The following is an 18,647-nucleotide window of genomic DNA, read 5'->3' as shown; positions in this document are numbered from 1 at the left end:
CGTCAATCCACCCACTCCGCGCGCCAATGCTTGGGATCAAGAGTCTGGTATCTGGAAAACGGCGTGTAGACCGGCGCGGTTCTGGATTCGGTATCGCTGGCGAGCAAGTACTTGCAGTAAGTCGACAGCGAACCCGACGGGCTGACGTCGATATAGTTCCAACTACCCTTTCGCTCCAGCATGGCTATGGTCTCCTGGAAATAGATGGGCTCACGCAACACCGCATCAAAATGATCCTGATCGTAGCTGGCAAGCATGGTCTTTTTCTGACAGGAAATCACCGGCACCACCGGGCACCCCATTCCGCCCGGATCGTAAAGCCGGCGAATGGCCGGGCGCGCCGGATCGATGGCTGAGGAATGAAAACCGTATTCCACCGGCAGGCGGCTGACGATATGCTGGCCGGCGCGCAGATGCTCCTCCGCCAGCTGAATTTGCCGCGCATGCCCGGCAACGACGAAATGTTTATCGAATGCCACCGAGGCCAGTTCGCAGTTGCGGTGCAACACCGGATCCTGGCGATATAGGCTGGGCGACTCGAATACCGACAGCATCGCGCCCCGCTCGCAGCTTTGGGCAAGCGCCCGCGCGCAGGCCGCCAGCACGGCGATGCCTTCCTGAGGACTGATCGCGCCGCTGACCGCCGCGCTCACCAGTTCGCCCAGGCTGGCGCCCAGCAAATAATCCGGATACACGCCTCGCGCCAGCAAGGATTGAGTCATGGCGTATTCGAAACAGAAAATAGCCTGATTGGAGTGCAACGTGGCATCGAACGGCTGCAGCGCGCTGGCCCGCTCATTGAATACATAGGCGATGACGGAGCTGCCGATTTCCGCCTCCACCCAGCGGTCCAGGCGTTTGAGGCTGTCGCGGAACACCTGATCATGCGCATAGAGGTTCTTGCACATGTGAAAGTATTGGGAACCTTGTCCCGGGTACATGAAAACGGTTTTGCGTTGACTCATATAACAGCGGCTCGTGATTAAAAATCCATATTCGTCAAACAGCTCAATCTGAGCGGGCCAACACGGCCGCCTCGCAAGCCTGTTCGAAAACCAGGGGGCGCATGCGCCTGAAGAACAGCTGCGGCGGCCGGCCTTCGTGGCGCTGGCAACAGATGGCGGCAAGCTGGCCGTCGCAAGGTTGGAACAGGGTGAAATGCCAGCCTGTCGCCGCCTCTCCCGACGCCGCATCATGCATTTCGATGCGCCGGTCTCCCTTCATGCGAAATGCGAAGCTGTCCAGCGCCATGCTCAAGCCCAGCCCCATGGCTTTGACATAGGCCTCCTTCAAGGTCCAGCACGCCAAGTAGCCTTGACGCCGCCGGGAGGGCGGCAGCGCGTCGAGTTGCGCGATTTCCCTCGCATGAAAGCTGGATCGGCCAATCTCCACCATGTCCTCGCCGCGCGCCTCTGACTCCGTATCCACCCCCAGACGAACATCGCGCGCCACGGCGATCAGCACCAGGGAGCCGCTATGGGAGATATTGAAGCTCAGGCCCTCGTCATCCTTTTCCGGATCGGCAATGGTTGGCCGACCATGCGGGGTGGCGCCAAAGCGCCAGTCGGCCGGGGCAAGGCCGCTGTAGCGCGACAGCACGCAGCGCGCCAACGCTCGCGTCACCAAATACTGCTGGCGGTCGCGCGCGAAGTAAAACCTCCCCTCTTCCTCCCGCTCGCGCGCGCTGAGGATCTCCGCGCGATAGCGCTGCGACAACCGCGGCTCATCCTGATCGCAGGCCGCCATCCACACATGCACCTGCCCCGGAAGCAGAGCGAGCCGGGACAAGGTCATGATCGCGCCAAAGCCAGCAACGGAGCCAGCCGCGAGCTACTCAGGGCCAGCTCTCGCTGCTCCTTGAGCACTGCCAGCAGGATGTCCTCATTGGTAAGCGGATTGGCCAGCACAACCCTGAACACGCTGACCTGGTCTGGGCTCCAGCGCGTCGATGCCAGCCGCGTGCGCGAAACGAAGGAGCGTCCGGCGGCCCGCTGCCTCTCCTGGATATCGTCAGTCAACGCGTCCAGCGCCTGCTGCAAGCATTCCCGCCTCACTCCGTCCGCCTGTTCCAGCGCCCGCCGCGCGGCCGCAGGCACGTAACGGTAGGTCAACAGGCACAGTTGCGGCTCGCTGATCAATTCGAAATCTTCTTGCCGGCGGATCGCTCCGGCAAAAAATTTCGCCAGGTCGACGCTGCGGTCAATCAGCTGCTCATACCCCCGGCGTCCCAGAATGTGCAAATTGGCATGCAACAGCATCGCCATCGCGCTGCGCGAGCCTTCCAGAGTGTGCCGCCCCAGGTCCTTGGAGCCTTTGCGCACGATGTAGTTGGCATGCTGACTGATGGCTGAGACCAGCGTGGGGCGTTTGAAGAACACCAAGCCCGCGCCCATCGGCGCGTAAAGCTGCTTGTGGGCATCGATCACTACCGAATCCGCCCGCTCGATGCCTTTGAAGATCGGGCGCAGCCGGGTCGACATCAGGCTGGCGCCTCCCCAGGCGGCATCGATGTGGTAATGGCAGCGCTCCTGTTCCGCGATGTCCGCCAGCGCGTCCAGGTCGTCGACGGCCCCGGTTTCAGTCGTCCCCGCAATGCCGACAATGGCCAGCGGTTTGATCTTGCGCGCCCGCAGCCGCTCCAGGCTGGCCTGCAGGGCGTCGAGGCGGATGCGGTCCTCGCTGTCGGTGGGCACGGCGATCAGGTTGTCCTGGCCGATCCCCAGCGCATCGGCGGCTTTGCGCAGAGAATAATGGCCGCGCTCGGACACCAGGATCGCCAGGCCGGCATAGCCGTAATGCAGCAGGCCCGCAGCCAGGCCCGCCCGAGCGACGCCGGCGAAATCGCCGTCGGCAGCCAGCAGATTGTTGCGGCCCGCCCAGAGTCCAGCGATGTTGGCGGTGGTGCCGCCGGAGCAAAAGGCGCCCAGCGCGTGCTCGCCGCTGTGCAGCACCGGCGGGTAGAACGCATCGTCGAAGCCGTAGATCAATTGATGCAGCATGCCGAGCACCTGGCGCTCCATAGGCGTAAACGCGCGCGAGGTCTCCAGCTTCACCTGGTTCTGGTTCAGGGCCGTCATGATCTTCGCCAGCGATGGCAGATACGAGGGCAAAGCCGAAGTCATATGGCCGATGAAGCCAGGCGCGGCGGTTGGCATCGAATGGCCAAGCAAATGCGCTTGCAAACGGCCGACATGCTCGTCCATCGACATCGGCCATTCCGGCAAATTCGCCGAGGAGAACAAAGACTCCAGCGCTTCTGGACCGGTCTCGGGGCTGAACAAGGCCTGCGGGTTCTGGGCGATGAGCTGCTCCAGACCGCTTAACGACGCGTTGGCCATGGCATCCGGCCCAAACCATTGCAAGAAGGACGGCTCTGAGCCTGCCTCCGGCAAGGCTTCCGGCGCGCGGCTTTCCCGATGAAGGCGATCAAAATCGATCATGCGATCTTTTCCCCCAGTTTGGTCAGCACTTCGCCGGGGCCGGCCTCCTCGAATCGCGAGACCCCCGCGGCCCGCATCCATCGCACCGAATCTCGCCATTGCACCGAGCTGCATAGCTGCATCGACAAGCGCTCCACCAGGCTGTCGTCGCTGTAAGGAGAGGCATCGATATTGGACAGCACCGGCACTTTCAGCCGGGAGAAGCGAAATCCGGACAAAAAGTCGGAAAAGGCTGTCTTCAGCGGCGTCATGGCCCGGGAATGAAAGGCGGCGCTGACTTTCAGCGGCACATAGACAATGCCCAGCCGGTCGAAAGCCTGGTAGGCGCGGGCCAGGTCGGCCTGCGGACCGGCAATCACGGTTTGGGCGTCCGAGTTGTAATTGGCGATGTCGATTTCCGACACACCCGCTTCGGCGATGCTGTCGCGCAATTTTTCGATGGGGCAGTTGATCACCGCAGCCATCCCGCCTCCCGCCGCGCCGCTCATCAGCCGGGCGCGCTGGTGGACAATGCGCAAGCCATCCTCAAAGCCGAACGCGCCGCCGACCAGCAAGGCGTTGTATTCCCCCAGGCTATGGCCGGCCAGGTAGGCCGGCGGCGTCGGGTCCGCCTGGATCGCCTTGAGGTAATACAAGGTATTGACCACAAACAACGCCGGCTGGGTATACAGCGTATTGTTCAGTTGGCGTTGCGGGTCCTCCAGGCACAAGGTTTTGATGGAATAGCCGAGGATGTCGTCAGCCTTGCGCGTGTAGAAATCAAACTCATCGAACAGCTCGCCGCCCATGCCCTGCTTCTGGGAGCCTTGCCCCGGGAAAATATACGCTTTCATGTCAGACCATTCCTTTTCGATAGTGTCCGGCCGCCATTGGCGGTTCAAGCTTCCATCAGCGAACGCGCGCTTTTCTTGCCCGTTCGGGGCGCCGCGTCGGCGTACAGGCGTTGACAGTGGCCGATGATCTGGCCAAGCGACGGTTGCGCGGAGAGCATCAGCATGTGGCACAAGGCGTCCACTTCGATGAGCTCCGCATTCGGCATCTGCTTCAACCAGCCGCGCGCATAGTCGGTCTGCCCCAGGTCGCTGCGCTCGCCGCGCGCGAACAGATAAGGCTGCAGCAGGCCAAAGTAATTGCCGCCCCGGTTATGCAGATACAGGCAACGCACGCTTTCCGGCCGGGGCAGCGGCCGGATCTGGAACTGCCCGCCGTCATACGCCCCCTGAACCTCCGCATTGCGCCTGATCCGCTCGGCAAGCGCTTCAGCCGAAACGTCCTGGCTCAGGCGGCAGGCCCTGGCGGACAGGTCCTGCAGGAAAGCCTCGTCGCTGAGTTCGCTGTCGATCTGGTCTTGATGGATCATTTGCGCCAAGGCTTGCTCCATGTCGCCGCCGAAGGATGCGCCGATGGCGATGTTTGCGCTCTGCAGATACAGCGTCTTGGTGGAAACCGCGGCGCCGCTCATCGCCTGATCATCCAGGCTGTCCACCATCACCAGGCTGTCCACCGTCTCGCCCAACTCCTGCAATTGGCGCGTCACTTCGTAAGCCAGCGCGCCGCCAAGCGAATAGCCGCCAAGCGAATAAGGGCCTTGCGGCTGCTGCGCCAGAATCAGGTGGCAATAGTAGGCGGCCATGGCTTGCAAGCCCTGCAGCGGCTCGCGTTCGCTCATGTAGCCGCGGGCCTGGATGCCGTAGAACGGGCGCTCCACCTGCTCGGCCAGAGCCTGGTAAGCCTCCACCCCGCCTATTCCGGCGTGAATCCAGAATACCGGACGCCCGCTGCGGCCATGGTTGAGCGCCACCAGTTCGGGGTAACGCCGGCTTGACGCCGCCAAGGGCTTCGGCGTCGCGGCCACATCCGTCCGCTCGGCCAGCAGGCGAGCCACATCGTTCAGCGTCCGGCATTCCCGCAGCTCGGACAGGGCCAGCGCGCCGGCTTGCTGCTTCAGACGCTGGAAAAACAGCATGAAGGTGGCCGAACCCAAGTTGTAGTCCCCGAGCGAGCGTTCCGGGTCCCAGGTGCCGGGGGGCAGGCCGGTCGCTTCGCAGAGCGCGGCGATCACGCTCTCCAGTCCAGACCGCTCCTCGCGATCCGCCGCAGCGGTTTCCGGCGCGCCGCCCTCATGCGGCGCGGATCTCGGCGCCAGCCAGCATGGCTGTCGCTCGAAAGGATACAGGGGCAATACCAGCGGAGGCGCCGGCTCCGCCCCATCCCGCCGCCGCCAATCCATCTCAACGCCTCGCGCCCACAACTCCGCCAGCGTCGCCCACTGCCCTTGCCGCATGGCCTCGTCGATCCGTTGCGGATCGCCATCCTCAAGAGCCTCTCCGCAGCCGGCGAACGCGCCGATCGCCGCAGCGTCGCCCTGTTCGGCGAAAACCCGCAGCCGCGCCGTCATGTCCGCGAAATCCGCCGCCACCAGCGCCAGACGATGCGACATCGGGTCCCGCTGGCTGCGCAAGGCGCGGGCATATTCCGCCAGAGAAGCCATGCCTTCCGGCGCCTGCGCGTGGGCTGCCGCCAAGGCCCGCAACGACGCCGCGCTATTGGCCGACAGCGCGATCAGTTGCTCTCCGCCGTCAATCGCGCCGCCGCTTGAACGCGCGGGTTCCTGATACTCCTCGATGATGAGGTGGGCGTAGGTGCCGCCAGCGCCAAAGGAATCGATGGCCGCGCGCCGGGGCAGCGACCGCATGCGCCCCGCTTCGCTCAGTTCCGGCTGCGGCCAGTCGCGCAGCTGCGTTTGCAGGGCGAACGGCAATTGCGGCCAATCGATATCGGGATTGATCCGGGAGATGTCCGGAGTCGGCGCCCATTTGCGGTGCTTGAGCTGCAGCAGCACTTTGGTCAGCTGCGACATGCCGGACGCGGCTTCCGCATGTCCGATATTGGATTTGACGCTGCCGATGGCGCAGGCCACTCCCGCCTCGGCGAACACCTTGCCCAAGGCCCGCATTTCCACCGCATCGCTGATCGCCGCGCCATTGGCCGCGGCCTCGATATAGCTGATGCTGTTGGCGGCGATTCCCGCCTTGTCCAGATTTTCCTGAATCAAAGCCGCCTGCGCCTTGATGTTGGGCGCGGCGTACGGTCCGGCTCCGCCGCTGTGGCTGACATGGCTGGAACGGATGACGCCGAGGATGTGGTCCTTATCGCGCAGCGCGTCGGCCAGCGGCCGCAGCAACACCGCCCCGGCCGCCTCGCTTGGGAGATAACCGCTGCCCTGGCTGAAACTGCGGCTATCCGCTGAGTCAGCCAGCATATTGCCGGCGCTCAAACCGATATATTTCTTCGGGTGAAGCGACAGATTCACCCCCGCCACCACCGCGCCCGCGCACTCTCCGCGCAGCAGGCTCTCCCAGGCGTAATGCAAGGCGACCAGCGAGGACGAACACATGGTGTCCAACGCCAGGCTGGGGCCGCTCAGATCGAAAAAATGGGAAATGCGGTTGGCGATTGAGCTGTAAGAGGAGATCGACACCAGCGACTCGCTGAGCACATCGCTCTCGAATGCGCCGTATTGCTGATACATGGCGCCGACGAACACCCCCAGCCGGGATTGGTAGCGCTCAGCAATGCCTTGCCTCGTCAGCCCCGCGCTGTCGAACAGATGCTGCACCGTCTGCAGCAATAGCCGCGCCTCCGGCGCGATGATGGAGGCCTCCTTCGGCGTGAGCTTGAAGAAACCCGGATCGAAAGCGGCCACGTCCTCGAGAAAGCCGCCCCATCGGCATGGGCTTTTCCCCAAGGCGGGTTGCCGCTCGTAGAACGCGTCGGCGTCCCAGCGCTGCTCGGGGATGCCGCCAATGCCGTCATAGCCTTCGGCCAGGCGTTGCCAGAACGCCTCCACCGAGTCGGCGCCCGGATAGCGGCCGGCCATGGCCACGATGGCGATCAGAGGCTCTTGCTCCGCGACCGGCTGGGACGGCATGGCCTCGGGCGGCCCTTGCGGCTCTGCCGGCGGCAAGCATGCGATCCGCGGCTCAGGCTCCGACACAGGCTCCGGGGTCGCTTCGGCCTTGCCTTCGCCTTCCAGCCGGGCCAAACCGGATGCGTGCTCGTTGACGAAATAGGCAGTCAGTTCGTCCAGCGTCTGGTATTCGAAAAACAGCGTCTTGGGCAAGGAGCCGAAATCCTCCTCCAGCTTGGCGATGACCTTCATCATCATCACCGAATCGATGCCGTACTTGCTCAACGTCGCGTCGCGCTTGATCCGCTGCTCGGCCAAGCCCAGCTCGGCCGCCACCAGCTGGGTCAGGCGCTTCAGCATGGAGGATGCGGAAGCGCCGGCATCCGCCGCCGGCAAGCGCGGTTTCTGCGCAGGCGCAGGCACAGGCGACGCCTCGGCGCCGCCGCCCAGCTCGGCAGCCATCTGGCGGATGCGCCGGCCATCGCCGCCCACCACCAGAAGCTGCTCCTCGTCCAACGCCAACGCCCGGTAGAAGGCCTGCATGCCAGCCTCGGTCGGCAAGGCCCGCAGGCCGCTGTCCCGCCACATCCGCTCCACCTGCCGCGGATCCATGCGCATGCCGCCGTCCCGCCAATACGGCCAATTGATGGACACGCTGCGCCCGCTGCCCTCTCCCGCGCGCACGCGCTCGGCCCGCTGCCGCGCATAGCCATCCATGAAGCCATTGCCGGTGGCGTAGTCGGCCTGGCCGGCATTGCCCAAAACGCTGGACAAGGATGAGAACAAGGCGAAGAAGCGAAGCGGCAGATGGCGGGTGGCCTGATCCAGATTCAAGGCTCCGCGCACCTTGGGCTGCAGCACTTGCTCGAACTCGGCGGCGCGCTTGTTCAACAACAGGTTGTCGCGAATCAGTCCGGCGCAGTGGATGACCCCATCCAGCCGTCCGCACTGATCGATGATCCATGAGATCAAGCCCTCCACTTGGGCCGCGTCGGCGATATCGGCTCGGCGATAGCTGACCAGCGCGCCGCCGCGCGCCCAGTCTTCAAGCTGCTGGCGAATTTCATCGTCCATGCTGGAGCGCCCGACGAGGATCACCCGGTTATTCAATCCGCCAGCCCGGATATCCTCCAGCATCAGCCGCGCCAGCCCGCCCAGCCCGCCGCTGATCAGATAGACTTCCCCCGCCCGCCACGGCGCCGGGCTATCGGCCTTCAGGACGCGCTCCCGCCAGTCCAGCGCCAGACGCTGCTCGCCTCGATACAGCAGCTCGACATGCCGGTCGGCGGCGGCGGCGTTTCCTCTCAACTTTTCCGTCAGCGAGGCCGCGCTTTCCTCCTCGTTGACGGCGATCACCTGGCCGCGGAACGACGGATGTTCGCGGGCGATGGAGCGGAACAGGCCGGCGATGCCGGAGCGCAGGGTGAACTGCCGCTCGCTGACTACGACCTGCAGCAAAAGCGCCGGCGCCGGAACGCCGCGCAGAGCTTGCTGAGTCTGCTCCAGCAGGGCTAGCGACAGGCGTTCGAAATTCGCCGCGGCATCCTCCTCGCCCGCCGCGCTGAAATCATGGCAGTCGGCCTCGCTGAAACATGCGGCGAGCGCGGCGAATGGCACCCCCGCTCCATGGCAAACATAAATCTGATGTGTGGCGTGCTGCATTGTGGCTTCCTTGTTTTTCATAGATTGGCAGGCACCCAGCGAGGGCTCAGGACGATGAGCGCGTCGTCCTCATCCGTCGGCGCCGCCTTGGCGACCAGGCCTCGGGTCACCAGGCCCCGCAGCGACAGGCAGAGCCGGCCCTCCGCGTCATAGACGTCGACATCCGTCTTCAGCCCCAGCGCGTTGAACGCGGATTGCCGCCGCAATTGCGCCCACACCGTGCCCCGGCACGGAGCGAAAATGTCTATGCTCTGCACCGCGAACGGCAGGGCCAGCGTCGGCGCGTCCGCCTCTGCGTCGAACAGCGCCAGCGCCTGCAGCACGCCGTCCAGCAAGCCGGGATCGATCATATAGCGGGAATCGGCATAGGCCTGCGGGTCGGCCCGCAGGGACACCAGAACGCTGTCCTCGCGGCGGCCGGCCCAGTTCAGCGTGCGCAGCGAGGGCCCGTACTCCAGGCCATGCCCGGCCAGGCGGCGATAGAACTCGCCGGGGCTGAACGCCGTTTGCTCATAACCGGCGCGCAGCGCGTCCAGATCCAGCGCGGCGCCCTCCGCCCTCCGGGGGAATTCCGCGCTGCACTGGCAATGCACCACCTCCCCCTGCGCCAGCCGCAGTTGCAGCTGCTCGTCGACGCCTCGTTCCAGGTACAACGTCAGCGCCAGCGGCTGCGCGCCGTCTATCGGCGCGACCCAGGCCAGGTCCCGCAAGCGCACCGCTTCGCTCCCGTTCGCGCCGCGCCCCATGGCGGCGACGGCCGCGCAGCGCAGCATCTCCACCTGGGCCGCGGCCGGCAGCAAGGCGCGGCTGCTCACCAGGTGGTCGCGCAGAATGGCTTCGCCGCCGTCGAAATGCCCGCTATAGCGCACCCGGTCCAGACGGCTATGGTTTTCCTGCAGCAGCGGATGCAGCGCCGGCGCCGTAAACGGAGCCGGGATCAACGCGCCCGGCCCGGCGGAAGTCCGCCCGCCCAGGTCCAGCCAGAAAAACTCGCGGGCGAACGGATAACCCGGCAGGCTGACGCGGCGCGCGCCGCCGGAACCCTGCAAACGCTGCCAGTCCACCTGCAGGCCCTTGACCCACAGCGCCAACAATTTGTTGAATTTGCCCTTGGAGAACCAAAGCTCGACCGCGCTCCTCAGGTCTTCATCATCCTGCAACAGGCTGATCGCTCCGCGATGTTCGTCCACCACGCCCTGATGGCAGCCGCCCGCCGCATCCGCCCGTCCATCGACAAAGGCCTGCAGGATGTCCCGCAATTGGGACAGGCTGGCGGCGCAGAATGCCAGCCGGTGCTCCATGGCTTCCCGTCCCACTTGCAGGGTGTAGGCGATGTCCCGCAGGTCGAGACGGCCGCCGTCGGCCTGCAGGCGCGCCAGCAGTCTTTCAGCGCGCTGACGCAACTGCCCCGCCGATTGCGCCGACAGCAGGATCAACGCCGTTCCCGGCTCGGCCGGCCTGGACAATTCCGGAGCCTGGTATTCCTGCAGGATCAGGTGGGCATTGGCTCCCCCGGCGCCAAAGGAGGAAACGCCGGCGCTGCGGGGCACGGGCGACATCCGCCCATCCGCCTGGTCGAAGCCCTGCGCCCAAGGCTCGGCCTGGCGCTGCAAGCGGAACGGCGTGCGGGCGAAGTCGATGCGCGGATTGCTGCGCTCGCAGTGCAGGGAGGGCAGCAAGGTAGCATGCTGGAATTGCAGCAGGACCTTGGTCACGCCGGCGATGCCGGCCGCGCTCTCGCAATGGCCGATATTGCTTTTCACCGAACCGATCGCGCAGTACTGGCGCTCGCCTGCCGCGCCGCCGAACGCTTCGGTCAAGCCCTTGATCTCTATCGGGTCGCCCAGCGGGGTGCCGGTGCCGTGCGCCTCGATGTAGCCGATATGGCGCGGCGCGACGCCGGAGCGGCGCAACGCCTCGCCGACCACCTCGGCCTGGGCCGCCGGGTTGGGCACGGTGAAGCCGCTGGTGCGGCCGCCGGCGTTCAAGGCGCTGCCTTTGATGACCCCGTAGATATGGTCGCCGTCGGCCACCGCCGCCGCCAGAGGCTTCAGCAGCACCGCGCCCACGCCCTCGCCGTCGACGAAGCCGTCGGCATCCGCGCCGAAAGCGCGGCATTGATCGCTGTCGGAGAGCATGCCCATCAGCGACAGGCTCATATAGTGCGCGGGATTCATGATCAGGTTCACCCCGCCGGCGATGGCGCTGTCGCAGGAGCCGCTGAGCAGGCTGTCGATGGCGAGGTGAATCGCGCTCAAGGACGAGGAGCACGCCGTGTCCACCGCCAGGCTGGGGCCCTTGAAATCGAACAGATAGGACACCCGGTTGGCTATGGACCAGTAGCTGGCGCCGTTGACGTAATCGGCGTTCATCGCGCCGACGAATACCCCAACCCGATGTCCGCCGGACAAGGCCGCCGGGGTATAGCCCGCGTCCTCGATGCAGGCATGGGCCTGCTCGAGGAACAGCCTCGCCTGGGGATCCATGCGCTCGGCCTCGGTCGGCGAGATCTGGAAGAACAGCGGATCGAAGGCGGCGATATCCCGGATGAAGCCGCCCCATTTGCTGTAATGCTTGCCCCAGGTGCCGCGGCGCGGATCGAAATGCTGCCGCCAGTCCCAACGCTCGCGCGGAATCTCGCCGATGCAGTTGCGCCCATTCAGCAAGTTCTGCCAGAACTCGTCCAGATCGTCCGCCTGGGCGTAGCGGCCGCTGAGGCCGATGACGGCGATGTCGCAACCGCCGCCGCGCGTCGGTGCGGGCGGCAGAGGCGGAGGCTCAACCGCGAGCGGCGGCGGGCTCGACGGCAGGACAGGCTGCGGCGCCGCCAGGCCCAGCAAAGCCGACAGCTCGGCGCGATGGTTCTGCATGAAATGCCTGACCAGGCCGCGGATATTCTGCACCTCGAAGAACAAGGTATTGCTGACATCGGAGAAAGATTGGCTCAACGTGGCGACCAGCCGCACCGAGTAGATCGAATCGATGCCGTAACCATCCAGCGGCGCATCGACATCCAGGCGCTCGATCGGTATCCGCAGCTCTTCGGCGATCACGCGCTTGAAATAGAGCAAGCCCGCGTCCTGCAGGCGGTCGTCGTCCGCAAGCTCGGCCGCCGGCGCCGCGGCGACGGCGACGGCGACAGTAGGCTGTGGCCCGGCGACGGAAACGACGCTCGCCGCAGCCTGCCGCAAGGCATGGCGCATCATGACATTGCCGGCTTGAACCGTGACCTGTTCATCCGAAGGAATCAGCTGGGGCGGGTTGCTAGCCCGCTCGTTGATCTTGAGCAGGGCCAGCTCGGCCAGGTCATGGCCAAACAAGCGCCTCAGGGCCTCCATTCCGTCCTCGGGCTCGATGGAGGCGATGCCGTTGCGCGCCATCATTTCCCGGTAGCGCGGGGAAGCCGCCACGCCGGTATTGCCCCAATAACCCCAGTCCATGACTTTCACCCGGCTGGGCAGCTCCCGCGCCAGCTGTCTGGCCAACGCATTCTGGAACAGGCAGCCGGCGCTATAGTTGGCCTGCCCGGCCGGCGGGGTGAGGACCACGGACGAGGAGAAGAACAGCAGAAAGCCTGGCGGAGCTTCGCGCAGGGCGATGCCCAGGTTCAGGCTGCTGCGCAGCTTGGCGAAGTAAACCTCGCGCATGCCGGCCTCATCCATATTGGCCAGCGTGCTGTCGTCCAGCGACAAGGCGGAATGAATCACGCCGTCCACGTCGCCGAAGCGCTCGCGCACTTGGCGCAAGCAGCCTTGCAAGGACTCCAGATCGCAAGCGTCGGCCTGATAGTAGACCGGCGCGCGCCCCCATTCGGCGGCGGCGTCGATCTGCCGCTGGATTTTCGCGTCCAATGGCCGTCGTCCCAGCCACACCACCTGGGCGTTGTGCTGGCGGATGGCGTGTTCGCTCCAGGCGCCGCCCAGGCCGCCAGCGCCGCCGATCACGACGTAAGTCCCGTCTCGCCGCAGATAGTCATCCGGCCCCGGTGCCTCGAACTCGGTCTTGAGCCACTGCTTGACATGCCAGCGCCCGGCGCGATGGACCCGTTGCAGGCCGAGGGCATCGATCGGCTGCCGCAGGATATCGTCCAGGCTCGCGGCCCCGCCGCGCTCGATATCCACGCTGCGGACGCGCCAGCGCGGGGCCTCCTTGGCCAAAGCGCCCGCCAGGCCATGCGCCCCGGCCTGGGCGAAGCCGGCCGCCTGCCCGGCGAAATCGCAGCTCTCGAACTGCACCACGGTCAGTTCCAGCGCGGCGGCGGTCTGCGGCAGTTGCTGCAAGGCCTTGATCAGCTTGAACAACAACATGGTCCCGGCTTCCTGCGCGCGCAGCACGGCCGCCTGGTCGAAAACAGACAGCGGCTCGCCAGGTGCCAGCCAGACCAGCTTCCGGAACTCGCGCTCGCCTAGCAGCCCAGCCAGTTGCGCGACGCTGCTGTCGGCGTCGATCCGCAGCGCGCTCGCCTGCGGATGCCCGGCGGCCATCCGTTCCACTTCATCCGCGTCGCAGCCCAGCACCAACACCGGTCCCGAGTCAGCGGCCATGAGCATCGGTTCGGCCGGGGCCGGAGTCCATTGCGGCGTCAGGTAGATCTTTTGCTCCCCCTTGATGTCGGCTTGCCCGCGCGGCGCCGGCGGCGTGGACTTGGGCCTCAGGGAGCTGAACCCTTCAATGGCCACGCAGACCTGGCCCTGGCTGTCGCACAGGTCGATGTCGAACTGGGCGACGGCCTCGCTCGACGCCGGCTGGCGGCGCGCGACAGCCCACATGGTCTGTTCGCAGCGTTCGTACACCTCCAGGCGATCGATGGCGAACGGCAGCGCGGCGGCCAGCCCGTTGTCGACATCGCTCCGAAGCAGTCCGGCGCAGGCTTGCAGCGCGCCATCCAGCAACGCCGGCGGCAGGCTGAACGGCGCGAACTGGGTAGCGCTGCCGGCAGCCGGAAGCTGCAGCTTGGCCACCGCGTAGTCCTCATGGCACCAAAGCGCCGCGATGCTCTGGAACGATGGCCCGTACTCGTAGCCGGCCTGCCGGTAGCGCTGGTACAACTGCGCGCCATCCAGATGGCGGCTGCTGCCGGCCATCAGCGGCTCCAGCTCCAAACGTCGCTCCCGGCGCTCGCAATCACTGGCCCGCGCCTGGCTGAACACCCGCTCCGCCGCGTCGGAATCCACGCAGCGCAATTGCAAAACGCCGTCGTCCCCGGCCAGTATCTCGATGTCCACGCGCCGCTCGGCGCCGGCATGGACAATGGGCTGCAACCAGGCCAGGCGGCTCAGCCGCAACGCGGCCGGCGCGTCGCCCCGGCGGCTCAGCCCGGCCGCCGCGACGAACATTTCGATGGAAACCGCGGCCGGCAGCAATTTTTCGCCGTTTATCCGATGATCCGCGAAGAAGAACTCCTTGCCGTCAAAACGGCTGCTGAAACGCTGCAGGCCGATACGCGACGTATTGCTATGCACCAGCGGGTGCAGCGCCGTCGGCGACAACGGCGCCGGCCCGCCCCGCGCCGCCATCGCCGCCGCCGCTTCGTCCTCTACCCAATAGCGCTCCCGGGCAAAGGGGTAGGTCGGCAGGCTGATCTTGCGCGGATGCGGCGATGGGTGCGCAGCCAGCCAATCCACTTGCTGGCCCGCGACCCAGGCCCGGATCGCCGCATCCACGTCCCGGGGATCCACCGTCGCGCGCGCCTCCCCGCCCCGCGCAGAGCCTTCCAATGCCCCGGAACCGGCCAGGTCTCCGGCGAGGTACGCCGCCAAGCGCGTCCGCAACTCGCTAAGCGAGCCCGCCGCCAGGGCTAGCCGCTCGCTCATCGCCTCCCGGCCCAATTGCAGGGTGAAAGCGATTCGCGCCAGGTCGCCCTCGCCCAGCGCCGGATCCTCCAGCGCCTCCGCCAGCCGTTGCGCCGACTGCCGCAAAGCGTCGGCGGTTTTCGCCGACAACACGATGGCCGCCGGCCCGAAACGCGAGGCGGCTGGCGCATCGGCGGCAGGGACATATTCTTCGATCAAAAGATGGGCGTTGGCCCCGCCCGCGCCGAACGAGGAAATGCCCGCCAAGCGCCGCCGTTCGCGCCCGGCGCCGTCCAGGGCGCTCGGCCAAGGGGCGAGGCGGCGCTGCACGTAGAACGGACCGGCGTCGAAATCGATATTGGGATTGAGCTTTTCCGAATGCAGCGAGGGCGCCAGCTGCCCATGCTTGAGCTGCAGCAGCACCTTGCTGACTCCGGCGATGCCGGCTGCGCTTTCACAGTGGCCGATATTGGATTTGACCGAGCCGATGGCGCAGAACTGGGCATCCTGCGTATGCCGGGCGAAGGCGCGGGACAGCCCTGCGATCTCGATCGGATCGCCCAGCGACGTGCCGGTGCCGTGAGCCTCGATATAGCTCACCGCCCGGGCCGGCGCGCCGGCCTGCTCCAGCGCGGCGGCGATCACTTCGGCCTGCGCCAGCGGATTCGGCACGGTATAGCCGTTGGTCTTGCCGCCGTGATTCAGCGCCGAGGCCTTGATGACGCCGTAGATGTGGTCGCCGTCCGCGATGGCCTGGGACTTGCGCTTGAGCAAGGCCGCGCCCACGCCCTCGCCCGGCACATAGCCCTCGCCGCCTTCGCCGAAGCTCTCGCAGCGCCCCTTGGCCGAGGCGAAGCCGCCCTGGCCCAGCATCAGGTATTTATTGGGATGGATGGAGACATTGACCCCGCCGGCCAGCGCCATCGAGCACTCGCCTGAGCGGATGCTGCGGCAGGCCAGGTGCAAAGTGGTCAACGACGACGAGCACATGGTGTCCAGGGCGATGCTGGGCCCCTGCAGATTGAAGACATAGGACACGCGATTGGCGATGGACGCCGGATGGCCGGGCACCGCGAAGGGGTAGCCGCGCTCGGTGGACTGGGCGCCGAACAGCTGGTACTCCTGGTACATCACGCCGACGAATACCCCGACGTCGCGGCCTTTTCCGCCGCCCGGCGCCGCCGGCAGCGCGGCGCGGGTGTAGCCCGCATCCTGCAGAGTCTCGTAGGCGCACTCCAGAAACAGCCGCTCCTGCGGCTCCATGCCGATGGCTTCCCGCGGAGAAATGCCAAAGAATAGCGGGTCGAATTTGTCGACATCGTCGATGAAGCCGCCATGTTTGCAGTAGGTCTTGCCTATGGTGTTCTTCGCCGGGTCGAAGAAGCGGCTGTGGTCCCAGCGCTCGGCGGGGATTTCGCTGATCATGTCCCGCCCGTCGGCCAGACACTGCCAGAACTCCCGCATATTGCGCGCGCCCGGGTAACGGCCGGCCAATCCGATGATGGCGATCTCGTCGTCATCGTCGGCATGCGGCGGGGCAGGAACCGGGTGAAGTGTGTCCTCCGGCGCTGCCGCCGGCGCATCCTGCGGCAGCGCCTGGATCAGCGGCCGCAAGGTCTGGCCATGCTGCGCCAGGAAGTAGTCGGTGATTTCGCCCAGCGTCTGATATTCGAAGAACAGGGTTTTGGACAGCGGGCCGAACACCTTCTCCAGCTCATCGGTGAGGCGGATGATGATGATGGAGTCGATGCCGTACTGTTCCAGCTGCGCCGCGTCGTCTATCTCCGACGCGTCCAGCCTCAGCGTGGCGGCGAACAGGCCCCGCATATAGGCCAGCGCGGCCTGGCGGACATCGTCCGGCTCCTCCCGGCCGTGGTCGGCCGGCAGCGCCGCGGCCGAACGCGCGACAGACGCCGGGCGACTGGCCGGGCGCGAGGCCAGGCCCCGCAGCAAGGCCACCGCGTTTCCCTGCTCATCGAACAAATCGATGTCCAGGCTCATGGCGCCGGGCGCTTGAGCCCGCAGCCAGCCCCACAGCGATGTCGGCGGCGCGCTCAGCAAGGTGAAGCGCTCCAGCGCGAACGGCAGCGCCGCCTGCCCTTCTCCCTCATGCTCCAGATGAAAGCCCAGCGCCGCCTGCAAGGCGGAGTCGAACAGCCCCGGATGGATCAGGAAATCGGCGGGACCCGGCCTTGTATCCGCCGGCGCATCCAACTTCACCAGCACGCCGAAGTCGCCTATCCACAGCCGCCGCATGCATTGATGGCCCAGGCCGTAAGCCAGTCCCATCTCAGCCAATGCCGGATAGCAATCATCGCCCGCCAGCTCTCGGCTGGCTCTGCGCTGCAGCGCGGCCACATCCAGGCGCTCCGCCTGGCCTTCGGGCGCGCCCAGGCGGGCTTGGCAATGCGCCTGCCGCTGGCCGGCCGGATCCAGCGCGCTCACCTCCAGCAAACCCTGCCGCGAATCCTGAGTTTGCAGGCTGACCTCCAGCTCAAGCGCCCCCCCATCGCCCCATAGCGGCCGCAGCCAGGCCAAGCCCTCCAGTTGAAACGGCGTCGCCGCGTGCCCGGCCGCGCGCAAGGCGCGGCTCATCAGCTCCGGATACATCATGCCGGGCAGGATTGGCCGGCCGCCGAGCTGATGGTCACGCAGGAAGAATTCATCCCCGCTCAATGCCAGTCGGAAACTGGGCGACGGCGGCGCGGCCGGAGCGGCGTCCTCTGCCCAATGACGCTCGCGCTCGAAAGGATAGCCAGGCAGGCTGATGCGCCGCCCCGGGCGGCAGGCGGCCAGCTCGCGCCAAAGCAAGACCGCGCCGTCGGCCCAGGCTCTCGCCAGTTCTTGCGGCGTCGCGCTCCGCGCGCGCTCCAAGTCCCATGCCTCGACAGCCTGGGATGCCCCTCTGAACCCTTGCGGCGGCAGCGCCTCCGGGTTATCCGCATAGGCCTGCAGCGCCTCCAGCAATTGTTCCCGGCTGGCGGCCAGCAAAGCCAGCCGATGCGGCATGGCCTCTCGTCCCACCTGCAGGGTGTAGGCGATATCGGCGAGCGCCAGTTCCGGCCGGCTTTGCAGATGCTCGAGCAATTGCCGGGCCACGAGAACCAGCGAGCGGGGCTGAAGCGCGGACAGCAGAATCAATTGGATATCACGGTCATGCATGGATGAAGTCCTCGGAGAATTCCTCGAATAACAGATGCGCATTGGTGCCGCCGATGCCGAACGAGCTGAGCCCGGCCAGGCGCGGTTTGCCGTCCTGGCTGGGCCAGGGAACGCTGTCCTGCAGCAGATAAAATGGCGAATCGCGCAGATCGATATGCTCGTTGACGGCATCGCCGTGCAGGTTCTTCACCAGGGTCCGGTGCTTGAGGCACAGCAGAGTCTTGATCGCCCCGGCGATCCCGGCGGCGGCTTCCAAATGGCCGATATTGCTTTTCACCGCGCCCAGCGCGCAGCGCATTCCGGCGCCGGGGGTCTGGCCGACGCGCTGCCAAGCCTCTTTGAGGGCGTTGACCTCGATGGGGTCGCCGATCGGGGTGCCGGTGCCGTGGGTCTCGATATAGCTGACCTGATCGGCCTGGATGCCGGCGCGCCGGTACACTTGGCAGATCAAATCGCTCTGGGCCTGGGGATTGGGCGCCGTCATGGAATTGGAGCGGCCACCGTGATTGACGCCGCTGGCGCGGATCACGCCATAAATCTGGTCGCGGTCAGCCAGCGCCTGCTTGAGCGTCTTGAGCACCAGCACCCCGGCCCCTTCGCCGCGCACATAGCCGTCGGCGTCGCCGGAGAAGGTTTTGCATCGTCCTTGGGGGCTGAGCATCCTCGCCTTGCCCATGGCCT

At 66.2% G+C, this 18,647-nt stretch carries 7 protein-coding genes (1 of these 7 cut by a window edge); all 7 read right to left on the bottom strand.

What is annotated here, in order from left to right:
- Positions 1–2: 2 nt before the first annotated feature.
- On the bottom strand, positions 3–941 hold the full coding sequence (locus tag ACX17K_RS01310; RefSeq protein WP_493773600.1) for an acyltransferase domain-containing protein: 939 nt from the start codon (positions 939–941) through the stop codon (positions 3–5).
- Between the two features lie 67 nt (positions 942–1,008).
- A complete protein-coding gene (locus ACX17K_RS01305) occupies positions 1,009–1,794 on the bottom strand; it encodes a 4'-phosphopantetheinyl transferase family protein (RefSeq protein ID WP_493773360.1) in 786 nt (261 codons plus the stop codon).
- Positions 1,791–3,554: a pyridoxal-dependent aspartate 1-decarboxylase PanP gene (gene panP / locus ACX17K_RS01300; RefSeq protein ID WP_493773359.1), complete on the bottom strand. Its 1,764-nt coding sequence runs from the start codon at positions 3,552–3,554 to the stop codon at positions 1,791–1,793. Before panP ends, ACX17K_RS01305 begins: the two co-directional genes overlap by 4 nt.
- A complete protein-coding gene (fabD, locus tag ACX17K_RS01295) occupies positions 3,437–4,273 on the bottom strand; it encodes an ACP S-malonyltransferase (protein ID WP_493773358.1) in 837 nt (278 codons plus the stop codon). Before fabD ends, panP begins: the two co-directional genes overlap by 118 nt.
- Before the next feature lie 44 nt (positions 4,274–4,317).
- Positions 4,318–8,967, bottom strand: coding sequence for an SDR family NAD(P)-dependent oxidoreductase (locus ACX17K_RS01290; protein ID WP_493773357.1), 4,650 nt, complete (start codon positions 8,965–8,967; stop codon positions 4,318–4,320).
- 62 nt (positions 8,968–9,029) lie between these two features.
- Positions 9,030–17,966 carry an SDR family NAD(P)-dependent oxidoreductase gene (locus ACX17K_RS01285; RefSeq protein WP_493773356.1) on the bottom strand — a complete coding sequence of 2,979 codons (8,937 nt, stop codon included), beginning with the start codon at positions 17,964–17,966 and terminating at the stop codon, positions 9,030–9,032.
- Positions 17,959–18,647, bottom strand: the 3' end of a protein-coding gene (locus ACX17K_RS01280) for an amino acid adenylation domain-containing protein (RefSeq protein WP_493773355.1). It continues 13,999 nt past the right edge of the window; 689 of the gene's 14,688 nt are visible here — the last part of the coding sequence; its start codon lies off the right edge, out of view; it ends in the stop codon at positions 17,959–17,961. The genes ACX17K_RS01285 and ACX17K_RS01280 overlap by 8 nt, the downstream gene beginning before the upstream one ends.

Source organism: Chromobacterium sp. INPA-IVC, assembly GCF_059047085.1.
The sequence above is the reverse complement of the archived record's forward strand: the minus strand, read 5'-3'. Positions and strand labels throughout refer to the sequence as shown.

Bases quoted from the DNA above. Each gene is read 5' to 3' on its own strand.
- fabD (WP_493773358.1), bottom strand. From the start codon at position 4,273: ATGAAAGCGTATATTTTCCCGGGGCAAGGCTCCCAGAAGCAGGGCATG.
- ACX17K_RS01285 (WP_493773356.1), bottom strand. From the start codon at position 17,966: ATGCATGACCGTGATATCCAATTGATTCTGCTGTCCGCGCTTCAGCCC.
- ACX17K_RS01305 (WP_493773360.1), bottom strand. From the start codon at position 1,794: ATGACCTTGTCCCGGCTCGCTCTGCTTCCGGGGCAGGTGCATGTGTGG.
- ACX17K_RS01310 (WP_493773600.1), bottom strand. From the start codon at position 941: ATGTACCCGGGACAAGGTTCCCAATACTTTCACATGTGCAAGAACCTC.
- panP (WP_493773359.1), bottom strand. From the start codon at position 3,554: ATGCAGCTCGGTGCAATGGCGAGATTCGGTGCGATGGATGCGGGCCGC.